Raw genomic sequence first — 15407 nt, forward strand, 5'->3', positions numbered from 1 at the left:
GAGCTATTCCTTAGCTCAAGTAAACTTTAACGACGACACTTTTTTTATTCAAATATAAAAAAGTCATTATCACAGTTCAGATCACATAATTAATAACTATTTAAGTTAAGTCGTATATTAATTGCTGTATAGCCATCTTAATTAAACTAATGCTATTCATTATCTGCTTTTTTAGCGAAAAAATTATTTTGATTATAAAAATAATATCGAATATTTCACGAAGTTAAGAGACTAAATCTTAATAGATTTATGATTTATTGTGATAGTGAATTGGGATAGTGAAGAGAGTGGTTAAAAATAAATCATTAACGAAGTGTTTATTTTTCTTCTTACCGTTGAAGTTGAGATAAAAACAAAAAAATCTCGCTAATGATCTTAACGAGATTTTTATCAATTGATACGCTTATAAACGATTAAATGCCACAACTCTCACCGCAGGAATATCAGCTTGAGCCCCTTGTGCAACTTCCTGACATGCTTTTTCTAACGCAATATGGGGTGTGATCCCACTCTCAGTTTCTACTATTTTATGCCCGGCGTAGGTATCACCATTTCTGGAACGCACTTTATACGCAATAAACCAATATTCCATATCATCACCGTTTACGTTATTAATCATAAAATTACCATAACGGTTTATGACTGACGTTAATGTGATAATAATCAATAATTTTCAGTTTTTTCGTATCAGGTTGATAAAAATGATAACAGCGTACAGATTTAGCGATTAGCGTCCATTTCAGTTTGTATCATCTTCTTAATTTTTGTGGCTTTTTCAAAATGATCTAATTTATGCGTCATTATCCACCAAGTTGCCGCTTCCATTAATAATTCAGGATCATCATTTTTATTAGCAAAAAAAGCATAAAAAGAGAGGCCTACCCCTTCTCCCTTTTGCGCTATTTTTGTATCACATACTTGGATGATTTTTTGCTGCAACATTCTGCGCATCGTTTGTGTCACTCAGTGCGTTGTTAGTTAGTACAGCTTACATGGGAAATGTTGTCTTGTGAATACGAAAATGACGGAAAGGATTTTATTAAAAATGAGTGTTTTAAAGTTGATTAATTTAATTATATTTATATAAAAATATAAAACAATCTAAATAAGAGTATCTAATTACAAATCTTATTTAATTAATATAAAATCCACATTTACCAATCGGGATTAAAACACTATTTTTAATTATTTCTTTTAGAGAATATCGGGTAGTAAAATAAACTCACTTTAAGAAAGTCTAAATTAGATATATTAAAGAATATATTTATTTAACATTAAATAAATGAATAAAAGGTGTATTATATAATATTGTTTTGTTATTTATCCTCTAAAAAAGAATAAAGGAATAATGATATGAAAAAAGTATTACTCAGTCTTGCTATGCTGAGTGTAATATCAACGCCGGTATTGGCTAAAACGCCTGTTGCTAACTTAAAAATCAATGGTGATATTAAGCCACCAACTTGTACTGTTCATGGGGCGACACAAAGTGATGTTATTTTTGATTACGGAGTCATAAGCCCAACACTTATCCCTCAATCGAAAAACTACGAGTATCCTTTAGCTACAGGTAAAAATACCGTTACGGTTGAATGTGATGCTAAAACATATTTAACCTTTGTTGCATCTGATACTTATGACAGTGCGGAATTAGCTAATGATACGACAGGACAATTTCATTTAGTTGATAAAGCAAATCCTGAAGCCGCTGTTGGTGCAGCTTTTTTTATATGGACAAATATTACTGTCGATGGTAAGCCTGCGTATATTTCACGAGCAAATGATGTTGCTATTACGGGGAATAAATTTAATAACGTCCTATACAAAGGCCCTACCAATGGTTGGACCTCAGAACAACAATCAGATATTAATAAAAACTCTCTGTCTCTCATTTCAGGTGAAATTTTCCAAGCGAATTTCAGTCAAGGAAAGACAAGTCGTACTTTTATTTTATCCAAAGATGCACTAAGTAAAAAAGGAATAGATATTGCTGATGGATTAGATTTTGTCGGAGAGGTTGTTCTCACTTTTAACTTTGGGGTCTAATTTTAACATATTGATAATCACATTATAATTAACCTTTATATTGTGATTATCTTTTACGTTAAAAAATAAAGAGGCCTAATTTATATAATTAATCAATTATCAATTTCTGCTGCGCTATTGATGCCCTTATTTTCTTCCTCTTCTTTTTGTCTGGGTTCCTCTTTCACCTTCTGTGCTTGTAGTAGCATAAGTAAATTGGTCCCCCATTCAGAGGTAATATTATCACTTCATCAACAGATGGGGGACCCATCAGCAAAAATGGTACAGGATAATATGATGCTTAGATGCATGAATACGAGCAAAACCAAATATTGCTATTAAGCCAAACATTGAATGCTCCTATCCCCTATATGTCCCCATCAAGCCACAACAAAGATAATATTCTTTTATCTCAATGAGTTAATTTTATCACACCTGCATTGACATAATCTCTTGATAAGCGGCGACCAGCTTATTACGCACTTGTACGCCCATTTGTAATGAGATGCTGGATTTTTGCATATCCACCATCACATCATTTAATTCAACACCGGGCGTACCTAACGTAAATGCTTGTACTTTGTTGGTTGCATTAACACGAGTTTCGTTAATTTTACCTACTGCTTGAACCAACTGAGTTGCAAATCCTGCCTGTACTGGCTGGGGTTTGGCAATATTGGATGCTTGTAAAGTTTGAATTTGCATTTTATCCAGAACACTTTCAATAGCTGGAATTGACATATAAACCTCTGCGTTAATCATCTAATTCAATTTTTGAATCAATGTCATAGTAAGTAGGTGAACCAACACGCTTACCGAGTAATACCCTAACACAGGGGCTTCATTCCAAAGCGAGTAATTAACGCAAAAGTTAAAGGCTAATTACGCCATTAAATGAAACGCAAAAGGCCAATAATGAGACACCTGAGAGTAGGTTTATTTATTTGCGTAAGGGGAGTCTGTTTTGTTACGCCACGCTTTTAGTATTCATCCCGAACTACAAGGCAAGGATTGTCTATGAATGCCGAAAAAACCGACGTTGTGAACCAGAAAAAAGGTTTTAACGCCATTATTAACCGGATAAAAGCCGATCCGAAAATTCCGCTTATTATTGCGGGATCGGCGGCGATTGCCATTTTTGTTGCTGCTTTTTTATGGCTACAAAGCCCTGATTATAAAGTGCTTTATAGTAATCTTAGCGATAAAGATGGTGGCGAAATTGTCACACAGTTAACACAAATGAATGTACCCTATCGCCTATCACAAAATGGTTCTGCGATTATGGTACCTGACAATCAGGTTCATGAATTACGCCTGAAACTCGCACAAGCGGGGCTTCCAAAAGGTGGAGCTGCCGGTTTTGAACTACTTGATAAAGAAAAGTTTGGGATCAGCCAGTTCAGTGAACAGATTAACTATCAACGTGCACTTGAAGGGGAGCTTGCTCGTACCATCGAAACCTTAGGTCCAGTGCAAAATGCTCGTGTTCATTTAGCATTACCTAAACCCTCTCTTTTTGTTCGTGAGCAAAAATCACCTTCTGCTTCTGTAACAGTAGGTCTGCTGCAAGGTAGAGCCTTGGACGAAGGTCAAATTAATGCCATCGTACATATTGTAGCAAGTAGTGTTGCAGGTATGCCCGATAGTAATGTGACCATTGTTGATCAAAGCGGTAAGTTATTAACACAGCCCGATGCTTTAGGTCGTGATCTTAATTCTATTCAACTCAAATATGTCCAAGAGTTGGAAAGTCGCTACCAGCAACGTATTGAAACACTATTAGGCCCTATTGTTGGGCGTGGTAATGTTCATGCGCAGGTCACCGCTCAAGTTGATTTTTCTCATACAGAAGAAACCGCTGAAGAGTACAAGCCTAATCAGCCCCCTAACCAAGCTGCAGTACGCTCAAAACAAGTGAGCCAAAGTGAGCAAAATGGAGGCATGTTAGCTGGCGGTGTGCCCGGTGCGTTATCTAATCAACCTGTTGCACCACCGCAAGCGCCGATTGAAAAAGCCAAAGACACGACGGCTGATGAGAAAACAACATCTACCAATGCTAATCGTTCAATGACACGTAATCCAAACAGCAATAGCCGTTTAGATGAAACAACCAACTATGAAGTAGATCGTCGTATTCGTCATGTTAAACGACCTGTTGGCAATATTGAGCGCCTTTCTGTTGCGGTAATCGTCAATTACAAAACCGTAGAAGACAAGAAAAAAGCAACAGAAGGTGAAGAGCCTATTGTCGAAAATAAACAAGTTCCGTTAACCGATGAACAGCTTCAACAAATTGAAAGTTTAGTACGTGAAGCGATGGGTTATTCCCAAGAGCGTGGTGACTCTTTAAGTGTGGTTAATTCTCAATTTAACGATACCGAAGAGCCAGTGATTAGCGTTCCTGTGTGGGAAAATCCACAAATATTGGCTAAAGCATTAGATTTAGGCCGCTGGTTATTGCTTGTTATCATCGCGTGGATCTTATGGCGTAAATTAGTGAAACCTCAACTTGAAAAACGCCGTGAAGCAGAAGTCGCCGCACAAAAAGCGATTTTGAAAACCAAGCTTGAAGTGACAGATGATGTCAACGAAGCCGAATTAGATGAAGAATCAAGACGTAAACAAGCACGTCAACGTGTTAGTGCCGAATTACAAAGCCAACGTATTCGAGAGATGGCAGAAAAAGATCCTCGTGTTGTAGCCATGGTAATTCGTCAATGGATGAGTAAAGAACAATGAGTAATGACTTAACTGGAACCGAAAAAAGCGCCGTTATGTTACTGACATTGGGTGAAGATCGCGCAGCAGAAGTATTTAAACATCTAACGACACGTGAAGTGCAACAACTGAGTATTGCGATGTCTTCTATGCGTCAGATCTCCAATCAACAACTCATTGATGTGATGGCAAGCTTCGAAGAAGATGCTGTTCAGTATGCAGCATTAAATGTGAATGCTAATGATTATTTACGCTCTGTACTTGTTAAAGCCTTAGGTGAAGAGCGTGCTAATAATCTGCTCGATGAGATCTCAGAAACCCGTGAAACCACAACAGGTATTGAGACACTTAACTTTATGGAGCCACAAATGGCTGCCGATATTATCCGTGATGAACATCCACAGATTATCGCCACCATTTTAGTTCACTTAAAACGTGGTCAAGCCGCTGATATTCTTGCTCTGTTTGATGAGAAATTACGTAATGACGTTATGTTACGTATCGCAACATTTGGTGGTGTTCAGCCATCAGCCTTAGCTGAATTAACGGAAGTACTGAACAATTTACTTGATGGTCAAAATCTCAAACGTAGCAAAATGGGTGGTGTTCGTACTGCAGCTGAAATTATCAACTTGATGAAAAGTCAGCAAGAAGAAAATGTTATCACCGCAGTACGCGACTACGACGGCGAATTGGCACAGAAAATTATCGACGAAATGTTCCTGTTCGAAAACCTTATCGATATCGACAACCGTTCAATTCAGCGCATTCTACAGGAAGTGGAATCCGAATCCTTGGTTGTGGCATTAAAAGGTTGCGATCAAGAACTACGCGATCATTTCCTCAACAATATGTCGCAGCGTGCTGCTGAAATTATGCGTGATGACTTGGCGTCTCGTGGACCTGTTCGCATGTCTCAAGTGGAAGCTGAGCAAAAAGCAATTCTGCTTATTGTACGTCGCTTAGCTGAGAGCGGTGAAGTTGTTCTTCATGGAGGAGACGATACCTATGTCTGATAAAAATACTGATACAAACTGGAAGCCTTGGGTTCCAAAAGAACTTATTGACTGGGAATTAAAAGTCAAGGAAGACACGGGGTTAGACGAGAAGGAAGACGAAAATCAAGAAAAAGAAGTCGTTCAGCAACAGAAAGTCCTCGAGCAAATTAATATGCTTGATGACATGAAAGAAAAGGCCCAAAAACTGGGCCATGCTGAAGGCTTTGAGGCAGGGAAAAACCAGGGTTATCAGGAAGGCTATCAGGCAGGATTACAATCGGGTATCGAAGAAGGTATCCGTCAAGGCATTGCTAAACAAGAACCTTTTATTAATGAATGGCAAGGCTTATTAGCTGAATTTAGACATTCATTAAATGGTTTAGATAGTGTTATTGCCTCACGATTAATGCAGATAGCACTCACAGCGGCCAAAGAAGTACTTGGACAACCTGCGGTCTGTGATGGCTCTGCATTACTTGCTCAAATTACACTGATGTTGCAACAAGAGCAGATGTTTGCAGGGGATCCGCAGCTACGGATTAACCCTAAACATATCCCTCTGATTGAAAAGGAATTAGGCGATTCTCTTACCGCCCACGGTTGGAAAGTGGTGGCTGATAATAGTATCCATGTAGGGGGCTGCCGTGTTGTAACCAATGATGGTGATCTTGATTCCACAATTGCGACACGTTGGCATGAATTGTGTCGTCTTGCTGCACCGGAGGCGTTGTAATGACCGCAAGATTGGGGCGTTGGTTAGAAAAACTCGCTGATGCAGAATCTCGTTTAAATAAAATTCCGCGCATTCGCCAATATGGTCGCTTAACCCGTGCTACAGGCTTAGTCATGGAAGCTAAGGGGCTAGTTATGCCCCTTGGCTCTACCTGCTTAATAGAACGTACCATTGGTAAAACGGTTGAAGAAGTTGAAAGTGAAGTCGTCGGATTTAACGGTAGCCAAATGTTACTCATGCCACTACAAGAAGTGGAAGGATTAACCCCAGGTGCTCGAGTCTACGCTCAATCGATCCCCGGTCGTGAAGGCGAAGGCCGACAATTACCCCTTGGTGATGCCTTATTAGGCCGCGTACTTGATGGCTCAGGTGATCCGCTAGATGGTTTACCGCCGCCAGATACCAGTTATCGTGCACCACTGATTACACCACCTATCAACCCATTACAACGTACCCCCATTACAGATGTACTTGATGTGGGTGTACGTGCCATCAATGCACTGCTTACGGTCGGTCGTGGCCAACGTATGGGACTCTTTGCCGGCTCGGGTGTCGGGAAAAGTGTTCTATTAGGTATGATGGCGCGTTTTACTCAAGCCGACGTCATTGTCGTAGGGCTTATTGGTGAACGTGGTCGTGAAGTTAAAGACTTTATTGAGAATATCCTAGGTAAAGAAGGATTAGCACGCTCGGTGGTAGTAGCAGCACCTGCTGATGTTTCACCACTCTTACGAATGCAAGGTGCTTCTTATGCAACCCGTATTGCCGAAGATTTTCGTGATCGCGGTAAACATGTTTTATTAATTATGGATTCGTTAACTCGCTATAGCATGGCGCAGCGTGAAATTGCCTTAGCCGTTGGTGAACCGCCGGCGACAAAAGGTTATCCCCCTTCTGTATTTGCAAAATTACCCGCACTTGTTGAGCGTGCCGGTAATGGCGTTGATGGTGGTGGCTCCATTACTGCTTTCTATACCGTGTTAACAGAAGGTGACGATCAGCAAGATCCAATCGCTGATTCTGCCCGTGCTATTTTGGATGGCCATATCGTGCTTTCGCGTTCACTGGCGGAATCGGGTCACTACCCTGCTATTGATATTGAAGCGTCCATTAGCCGTGCGATGACCTCACTGATTGATAAAACACATTATCGCCGAGTACAAGTATTTAAGCAGCTATTATCCAGTTATCAGCGCAATCGCGACTTAATTAATGTAGGGGCTTATGCCACAGGCAGTGATCCTATGCTGGATAAGGCGATTGCCCTTTATCCATCATTAGCAAAATTCTTACAACAAGATATTCAAGAGCAATGTAGCTATCAACATGCTTGTGAACAACTTAATCAACTGATCACACTAGATTCATTCTGAACATAATCAGGAAAAATAAAGAGGGTTCCAATGCGGGAGCAGTCACCTTTAGTGACACTGAGGGAACTGGCACAGACAGCGGCAGAACAAGCCGCTGTCCAACTAGCCCAAGTCCGCCAGAGTCATCAACAGATGGAACAGCAACTCAATATGTTGATCGGGTATCAGGATGAATACCGTGTTCGTCTCAACCAGACGTTAAATGTGGGAGGCATGTCATCAGCATCATGGCAAAACTATCAACAATTTCTCAAAACACTTGAATTAACTATCGAGCAACATAAACAGCAACTTCGTCATTGGCAAGCGCAACTCGACCTTGCAACGGAACATTGGCGAGAAAAACAGCAACGACTCAATGCGTTTGAGACATTGGAGCAACGCGCTGAAGATAGCCGTAAGCGACAACTTGATCGTATTGAGCAGAAACAAATGGATGAGTACGCACAGCGTAGTACTTTACGGAGAACAACTTGATGGAGATAACGCTTCTGACCATGGATGTCACAGCAACCTCTCCGGGAACGACATCCGCTACAACAAGTCAACCCGGTGATAATGCGTCGACATTTGCACAACTTCTGAGTACTCAACCTCAGAATACACCCAGTGATAAAAAAAACGCCTCTATTTCAGGCCATTCCTCAAAAGAGAATAAGGCGCACAATCACACTGAAAAAAATAAAGACCAACAAAATGATGACGATATTGATACTATTGTCACTGAATATGCGGCATTAGAGGCGCCAGCAACGAAAAATACCCATCTTGCCCTCTCGTTACCTGATAATGAGCAATTTAGCTCAATTCTTGAAAATAAAACGGCCTCTTCATTAATGTCCGCAGAAGAATTAGCGGCAGAGCTTCCAGTACAACTTGCCGGACTTGCAGGGTTAAAATCTACATCGCTTTCAGCCAACCAAGCTCATCAGCCACATTTATTGGGAACCTCGTTAAAGCATGCTGGGAATGGAAACGAGTTATCTCACCTTATGGCAGAAAATGCCCGTGCTGAACGTGATCTTGTCGATAAATGGCAACAATTCAATACGCAAGCTAATGCAGATGACAAATCATTACTTGCTCAATTACGCCCTGAGACAGCGTCATTAACCCAACTTGCAACACATGAAGCTCGCCATTTAACGAATGGGCATTCAGCAAAGAAAGTTGATAACGCTTCACTGTTATCTTCCGTGGCAGAAAAAGCGGATGGATTGTTAGCCGATGACAAAGCATCAGCCAATACAAAATTAGCCGATAATCTGGCAAACCAAATAATCGGTAATAACCGTATTGCTGAACGCGATCTACACAATAGATTATCGACCTCTTCGGTGTTTGCCTCTTCATCAGTAGCAAGTCATGCGCAACCGTCATCAATGATGCAAGCGCAAATGCACTTTCCTTCGATGCCTACCCCGATGTTAAATGCACAAATAGGCACACCGGAATGGCAACAGCAACTCAATCAGCAAATTGTGATGTTTAGTCGTAATGGTTTACAAAAAGCTGAGCTACGTTTACATCCCGAAGAGTTGGGTTCATTACATATTCGCATGAAAATTGAAGATGGACAGGCTCAATTACATCTTGCCTCTCAAAATGGACAAGTGCGTACTGTGTTAGAAAATTCCCTGCATCATTTGCGTCAAGCGCTCTCTGAAAATGGGATACAACTCACACAAAGTCAAGTGTCTAGCGACAGTCATGACGGTTGGCAACAACAAAATATGTCAGATTCCTCTCAATTTAGTGGAAATGGTGCCGATAATCATCAAAGAAGCGAGGGTAATTCTATGCAATTAGCCTCAGAAACGGCACAAAAGATAACCCTTACGCCTCAAGAGTTAGCCTCTGCTCGTGGTGGTGTCGATATTTTTGCCTAATACAAATGTATTGGGAGGACACACTATGTCAATAAACGTAAGAGTTAATGGTTTTTTCCCTATCTGTTTCTGCCATTAAAAAACAGAAATAGCGGGATAATTAAGGTTGATTTAGATGGATATGGAAGTCCACAAAAGTGAACACGTATCCACTACAAAACAGGAATTTAACTGTCCATGTCTAATTACAGCAATGAACGTAAAAGCTATAGCTTAATTCTGATCATCCTATTATTGGTGATCGCCATTATTGCAGCGGCATTCGGTGGATATAGTTGGTGGGCATTGAAGCATGCTAAATCAGGTACTACGGGCACTAGTCAGCAAAAAGTTATACCGGCCCCCGTTTTTATGTCATTAGAGCCTTTTACCATCAATCTGATTGATGAAGAAGAACATTTAGATCGCGTACTCTACATAGGGATCACGTTACGCTTACATGATGAGAATACACGTAAGCGCTTACATGATTATTTACCCGAAGTTCGTAGTCGCTTGCTACTACTTCTTTCTCGTCAACACGCTAATAAAATTGCAACAGATGCGGGGAAACAACAACTCATGACAGAAATAAAAGAAACGCTGAGACCGACTCTTGTACCGGGTGAATCTGAACAGATCCTCTCCGATGTACTGTTTACCACGTTTATTCTGCGATAATCATTATGAGCGATAATATCCTTTCACAGGCAGAGATAGATGCTCTGCTGAATGATGACACATCAGGTGACGACGCCCAAAAAAGCGCGAACAGGGAACCTGCGATAGCGAAGGATCCGAATGAACCGGATATTCAGCCTTATGACCCGAACACGCAACGTCGTGTCGTTCGAGAACGGTTACAGTCGTTAGAAATTATTAACGAACGTTTTGCGCGTCAATTCCGTATGGGGCTGTTTAATATGCTTCGCCGAAGCCCTGATATCACGGTTGGTGGCATAAAAATTCATCCTTATCATGACTTTGCCCGTAACCTACCTGTACCAACTAATCTAAATTTGGTGCATTTAAAACCGTTACGCGGCACAGCGTTATTTACCTTTGAGCCGAATCTGGTTTATATCGCGGTTGATAACCTGTTTGGTGGCGATGGGCGTTTTCCAATTCCCGTTGAAGGACGCGAGTTCACCAATACAGAGCAGCGTATTATCAACAAAATGTTAAAACTGGCACTTGATGCCTATCGTGATGCTTGGGACTCCATCTTCAAAATTCAAGTTGAATATGTTCGTTCTGAGATGCAGGTAAAATTTACCAATATCACCTCATCACCAAATGACATTGTGGTGACGACACCTTTTCAAGTAGAAATTGGCTCTATGGTAGGGGAATTTAGTATCTGTATTCCTTTTGCCATGATTGAACCGCTACGTGAACGGCTAATCAATCCACCAATTGAAAACCTTCGCCAAGAAGATAGCGTTTGGTTAGACAGTTTAGTAAACCAAGTTAAGCACTCAGAGCTTGAGTTGGTTGCTAACTTTACTGACATTCCGCTGCGTTTATCAAAAGTCCTTACCCTGAAAAAAGGGGATGTACTCCCTATTGATAAACCAGAAAGATTGATTGCACATGTTGATGGTGTGCCGGTATTAACAAGTCAATACGGTACAGTTCATGGGCAATACGCCCTTCGTGTTGAACATTTAATTAACCCTGTTTTAAACGCTCTGGATGAGGAACAAACCAATGAGTGATGAAAATCGCCCAACTGATAATTCACAATCGGCTGAGGATATGTGGGCTGATGCAATGGAACAGCAAACTGGCAAAAGCCAAGATAATAGTTCCGACGTATTCGAACATCTGTTACCTGAAGATGATACGCTTAATCATCTATCTGATATCAATTTGATTATGGATATTCCTGTCAAATTGACAGTAGAGTTAGGGCGTACCAAAATGACGATTAAAAAACTCCTAAGCCTATCACAAGGCTCTGTAGTGTCATTAGATGGGCTTGCGGGTGAACCCCTTGATATTCTTATCAATGGCTACTTAATCGCCCAAGGAGAAGTCGTGGTCGTTTCTGATAAATATGGTATTCGCATTACCGATATCATCACCCCTTCAGAACGTATGCGCCGTCTGAGTCGTTGATCTATGGAACAGATCCCTTCCTTTTCCAGCCAAGGTGCGGTTAATACTGCCGCACCCGCCACAACGCAAACTATCCAAACACCGGCGCAACCTTTACCCGTTGGACAAAGCCTTGTGCAAGTCAGCACCGCGCTTGCGGGTATTATTGTACTGATTATTGTTGCAATGTGGCTTTTCCGCCGTTTTGGCTTTGCTCGCGGTACATTTAAAGCTAATCAAGCACAACTCACGGTTAAAGCGAGCTGTTCATTAGGTACCAAAGAGCGTGTTGTCGTTGTTGAAATCGAGCAGGAATGGCTTGTATTAGGGGTTACGGCATCGCAGATTAATCTGTTACACACCTTACCCATTCCTAATCATGCCTCGCAGGAAGCGCCTATACCACCTTCTTCACCGTTATTTATTCAATTATTACAAAAAACGCTAAAGCGAGATAAAGGCAACTCATAATGCATCAGTGTGTCTCTTATTTTAACGCATTAAAGCGCTGGCCTCTCTTCGCTAGTGTCCTTATTTTGTCACTATTGCCAAGCCATGCGTTTGCTCAATTCCCCAGTGTTATTTCACACCCATTACCGGGAGGTGGCCAAAGCTGGTCATTGCCAGTACAAACACTGATTTTTATCACAGCCCTAGGTTTTATTCCCGCCGTATTACTGATGATGACGAGTTTTACTCGGATTATCATTGTGCTGGGTTTATTGCGTAATGCGTTAGGTACACCTTCTGCTCCCCCTAACCAAGTGGTACTGGGTCTTGCGCTATTTATGACATTTTTTATTATGGCACCGGTGTTTGATAAAATTTATCAAGATGCTTATCTCCCTTTTAGTGAAGATAAAATCACTTTTGAACAAGCACTCGATAATGGCTCACAACCACTGCGCCAGTTTATGATGCAACAAACGCGCGAAACCGATCTTGCACTTTTTGCTCGTCTTGCTGATGCCCCCGCATTTGAAACACGCGATAGCGTACCTATGCGAATTTTAGTCCCTGCTTATATTACCAGTGAGCTAAAAACCGCTTTTCAAATTGGTTTTATGATTTTTATCCCTTTTCTCATCATAGACTTAGTGGTTGCCAGCGTCTTGATGGCACTCGGTATGATGATGGTGCCACCCGCCACCGTTTCACTGCCTTTTAAACTCATGTTATTTGTATTAGTCGATGGCTGGCAGTTAATACTTGGCTCATTGGCTCAAAGCTTTTTTAACTAGCAAAGAGGTTCTTTATGACGCCTGAATCTGTTTTAGCATTAGGAACGGAAGCGATGAAAATTGCCTTATCCCTTGCTGGACCTCTATTATTGTCTGCACTGGTTACCGGTTTAGTAATAAGCATGCTGCAAGCAGCAACACAAATAAACGAAATGACACTGTCGTTTATTCCTAAGATCCTTGCTGTATTAGCGGCTATTTTAGTCGCAGGCCCGTGGATGCTCAGTTTGTTATTAGACTATATGCATAACTTATTTACTGGCATTCCAGGAATGATTGGCTAATAACAATGATAACCTTGACCAGTGAAATACTTAATGGCTACATCAGTGATTTTTTCTGGCCATTTGTGCGTATTTTGGCACTCTTTAGTACCGCGCCTTTGTTTAGTGAAAAACAGACACCTAAAAAATTTCGTATTGGACTCGCCTTTTTAACCACGGCGTTAATTGCACCAGGGCTACCGCAAAGTCAAGTACCTCTCTTTTCTATCATGGCTTTTTGGGTACTGATCCAACAAATTTTAATTGGCACAATTTTAGGCTTATCTATGCAGTTAGCTTTTGCTTCTGTACGTCATGCAGGAGAAGTGATTGGTTTACAGATGGGGCTGTCATTTGCGACTTTCGTCGATCCTTCAGGTGGCCCGAATATGCCTATTCTTGCTCGTATCTTTAACATGTTAACCATGTTGCTTTTTATGGTGTTTGATGGGCATTTATGGCTGTTATCAGTATTAGCAGATACTTTCTATGTTGTTCCTATTGGAAATCAGACCTTTAATTCATTGGGTATCCTTACTTTAGTACAAAGTGGTGGCACTATATTTATTAACGGGATGATGTTAGCCATGCCATTAATTACTCTACTATTAGTACTCAACCTTTCATTAGGTATTTTAAACCGTATGACACCACAACTTTCTGTTTTTGTGGTCGGTTTCCCTCTTACCCTCACGATCGGTATGTTGGCGTTATCACTGATTATGCCAGCATTACCTGTGTTTACTGAGCGTGTCTTTAGCGATACATTCAATCGTATTACCTTAATATTGCAGCAATTAGTTTCTTGAAAAAACTGATGATTGAGATTGTGTTATCTATTTTTCCATTGGCTAATTAAATTTAATCTGCTTTTTGTCACTTGTTTTGTTTATTCCACAATTAATATATCATTTGCTATAAACCAGTGATGAATAAAGTCAGCTAGATAACTTAATATTCGTGCTAAAGGATCAGCACGGGCACTTACTGCTACTGCGACTAAAGTCATGCATAAACCTTGTACTGACTTCATTCGTTACAGATAAAAAAATCCCCTGATAAATATCAAGGGATAATCGCTTATTTTATAGAATAAGATGCTATTTACTATTACGACTAAATTAACGATACATCTTAAACATCGACATCTCTTTCATGTCATTAAAGACTTTATAAGATGCCTGTAATACCGACTCTTCTTGATAATAATCTGAAATTGCTTGTGTCCAATCTAAGTCACGTAACTCACTTAAGCGTTTAGCATTTCTTAATGAGGTATCTGCACCTAAATCATCTAAATTATCAAGTTCTTGAAGCTGTAAACCTAATTTAGCTTCCACACTAGAAATATTATTTAATGTGGCGCGATTAACACGGTTAGCCGTATTAATCTTATCTAATGCAGCATCACGATCAGCTTGTGGTTTTCCAACTAGAGGTTCACGTAGTGCACTGATGGCTTCATCTAAGGCATTAAAAATATCTGGCTCTGTGCCTTTTCCTCCCGATGATTGTAACGTTTCTATCCCTGTAAAGTTGGATACCATTTCAATATTGCTATCAACTTTTTGAGTAATTTGCTTGTCTCCACCTTGATAGGTGATTTTACCCGTTTTGTCTGCAACAAAAGGTGGTTTATCTGTTTGGAAACCAGCAAAAACATAACGTCCAACACCATCTTTCGTATTGCCAATCCCCACTAACTGATCTTTTAAACCACTTAATTGTTCCGCAAGAGAGGCACGATCTTCATCACTTAATGCGCCATCATTACCGGCAGCCACTAATGTTTCTTGAATTTTTGTGGTGATATTGACCATTTGGCTTGAAAGGCTCATTTGCAATGACATGCTGTTTTTAGCAAATCCACGTGCTGTCGCATATTGCTGATTACGCGCTTCAGATTGCTTAACCATTACCGCTTGTGAGGCCGCCATCGGATCATCAGAAGGTTTTTCAACACGTCGACCACTGGAAATTTTATTCCCTTCTGTCATCCATCTACTTTGCGAGCTAGTAATATTATCCACTCGCTGAGTGTAAATTTGATTTGAACTTAAACGCACGATTTATTCCTTAATCAAAGAG

Annotated in this window: 18 protein-coding genes; 14 read left to right on the plus strand and 4 right to left on the minus strand. The window is 40.6% G+C overall.

Annotation, left to right across the window (positions count from 1 at the left end):
* Window positions 1-403: 403 nt before the first annotated feature.
* Entirely contained in the window at window positions 404-619 is a 216-nt protein-coding gene (locus PMI_RS07940; protein WP_004243502.1) for a hypothetical protein, read from the minus strand.
* Between the two features lie 101 nt (window positions 620-720).
* On the minus strand, window positions 721-951 hold the full coding sequence (locus tag PMI_RS07945; RefSeq protein ID WP_004248325.1) for a DUF6500 family protein: 231 nt from the start codon (window positions 949-951) through the stop codon (window positions 721-723).
* 402 nt (window positions 952-1353) lie between these two features.
* On the opposite strand from PMI_RS07945, the gene PMI_RS07950 reads away from it, so the two are divergent.
* Entirely contained in the window at window positions 1354-2046 is a 693-nt protein-coding gene (locus PMI_RS07950) for a fimbrial protein (protein ID WP_004250789.1), read from the plus strand.
* A gap of 408 nt (window positions 2047-2454) precedes the next feature.
* Here the strand turns inward: PMI_RS07950 and fliE are convergent, their stop codons facing one another.
* Complete coding sequence (fliE, locus tag PMI_RS07955; protein WP_004248328.1) at window positions 2455-2766, minus strand: flagellar hook-basal body complex protein FliE; 312 nt, start codon at window positions 2764-2766, stop codon at window positions 2455-2457.
* A gap of 276 nt (window positions 2767-3042) precedes the next feature.
* Here fliE and fliF point away from each other — a divergent pair, with 276 nt between their 5' ends.
* The 13 genes from fliF to fliR all read left to right on the plus strand — a co-directional run bounded on the left by fliF (window position 3043) and on the right by fliR (window position 14128).
* On the plus strand, window positions 3043-4764 hold the full coding sequence (fliF, locus tag PMI_RS07960; RefSeq protein WP_012368055.1) for a flagellar basal-body MS-ring/collar protein FliF: 1722 nt from the start codon (window positions 3043-3045) through the stop codon (window positions 4762-4764).
* The gene (gene fliG / locus PMI_RS07965; protein WP_004243510.1) at window positions 4761-5759 is read left to right on the plus strand and encodes a flagellar motor switch protein FliG; all 999 of its coding nucleotides are present in this window, start codon (window positions 4761-4763) and stop codon (window positions 5757-5759) included. Before fliF ends, fliG begins: the two co-directional genes overlap by 4 nt.
* Window positions 5752-6474 carry a flagellar assembly protein FliH gene (gene fliH, locus PMI_RS07970; protein WP_004243511.1) on the plus strand — a complete coding sequence of 241 codons (723 nt, stop codon included), beginning with the start codon at window positions 5752-5754 and terminating at the stop codon, window positions 6472-6474. The genes fliG and fliH overlap by 8 nt, the downstream gene beginning before the upstream one ends.
* Complete coding sequence (fliI, locus tag PMI_RS07975; RefSeq protein ID WP_004248329.1) at window positions 6474-7847, plus strand: flagellar protein export ATPase FliI; 1374 nt, start codon at window positions 6474-6476, stop codon at window positions 7845-7847. The genes fliH and fliI overlap by 1 nt, the downstream gene beginning before the upstream one ends.
* 30 nt (window positions 7848-7877) lie before the next feature.
* Window positions 7878-8324, plus strand: coding sequence for a flagellar export protein FliJ (gene fliJ / locus PMI_RS07980; protein WP_004243513.1), 447 nt, complete (start codon window positions 7878-7880; stop codon window positions 8322-8324).
* A complete protein-coding gene (locus tag PMI_RS07985; protein WP_012368056.1) occupies window positions 8324-9736 on the plus strand; it encodes a flagellar hook-length control protein FliK in 1413 nt (470 codons plus the stop codon). Before fliJ ends, PMI_RS07985 begins: the two co-directional genes overlap by 1 nt.
* 177 nt (window positions 9737-9913) lie before the next feature.
* Entirely contained in the window at window positions 9914-10396 is a 483-nt protein-coding gene (fliL, locus tag PMI_RS07990; RefSeq protein ID WP_004243519.1) for a flagellar basal body-associated protein FliL, read from the plus strand.
* A 5-nt stretch (window positions 10397-10401) separates the two neighbouring features.
* Window positions 10402-11433 (plus strand): flagellar motor switch protein FliM, encoded by a 1032-nt coding sequence (gene fliM, locus PMI_RS07995; protein ID WP_004243520.1) that lies wholly within the window; start codon window positions 10402-10404, stop codon window positions 11431-11433.
* Window positions 11426-11836: a flagellar motor switch protein FliN gene (gene fliN, locus PMI_RS08000; protein WP_004243521.1), complete on the plus strand. Its 411-nt coding sequence runs from the start codon at window positions 11426-11428 to the stop codon at window positions 11834-11836. Before fliM ends, fliN begins: the two co-directional genes overlap by 8 nt.
* A 3-nt stretch (window positions 11837-11839) precedes the next feature.
* Complete coding sequence (gene fliO / locus PMI_RS08005) at window positions 11840-12286, plus strand: flagellar biosynthetic protein FliO (RefSeq protein WP_004243522.1); 447 nt, start codon at window positions 11840-11842, stop codon at window positions 12284-12286.
* Complete coding sequence (fliP, locus tag PMI_RS08010) at window positions 12286-13056, plus strand: flagellar type III secretion system pore protein FliP (RefSeq protein ID WP_004248331.1); 771 nt, start codon at window positions 12286-12288, stop codon at window positions 13054-13056. Before fliO ends, fliP begins: the two co-directional genes overlap by 1 nt.
* 14 nt (window positions 13057-13070) lie before the next feature.
* Window positions 13071-13340 (plus strand): flagellar biosynthesis protein FliQ, encoded by a 270-nt coding sequence (gene fliQ / locus PMI_RS08015; protein ID WP_004243524.1) that lies wholly within the window; start codon window positions 13071-13073, stop codon window positions 13338-13340.
* Window positions 13341-13345: 5 nt separating this feature from the next.
* On the plus strand, window positions 13346-14128 hold the full coding sequence (gene fliR, locus PMI_RS08020) for a flagellar biosynthetic protein FliR (RefSeq protein WP_004243525.1): 783 nt from the start codon (window positions 13346-13348) through the stop codon (window positions 14126-14128).
* Window positions 14129-14440: 312 nt separating this feature from the next.
* Here fliR and flgL read toward each other — a convergent pair whose 3' ends face one another.
* Entirely contained in the window at window positions 14441-15385 is a 945-nt protein-coding gene (gene flgL, locus PMI_RS08025; RefSeq protein ID WP_004243527.1) for a flagellar hook-associated protein FlgL, read from the minus strand.
* Between the last annotated feature and the right edge of the window lie 22 nt (window positions 15386-15407).

Origin of the sequence: Proteus mirabilis HI4320 (genome assembly GCF_000069965.1) — a bacterium.
GTDB classification, from domain to species: domain Bacteria; phylum Pseudomonadota; class Gammaproteobacteria; order Enterobacterales; family Enterobacteriaceae; genus Proteus; species Proteus mirabilis.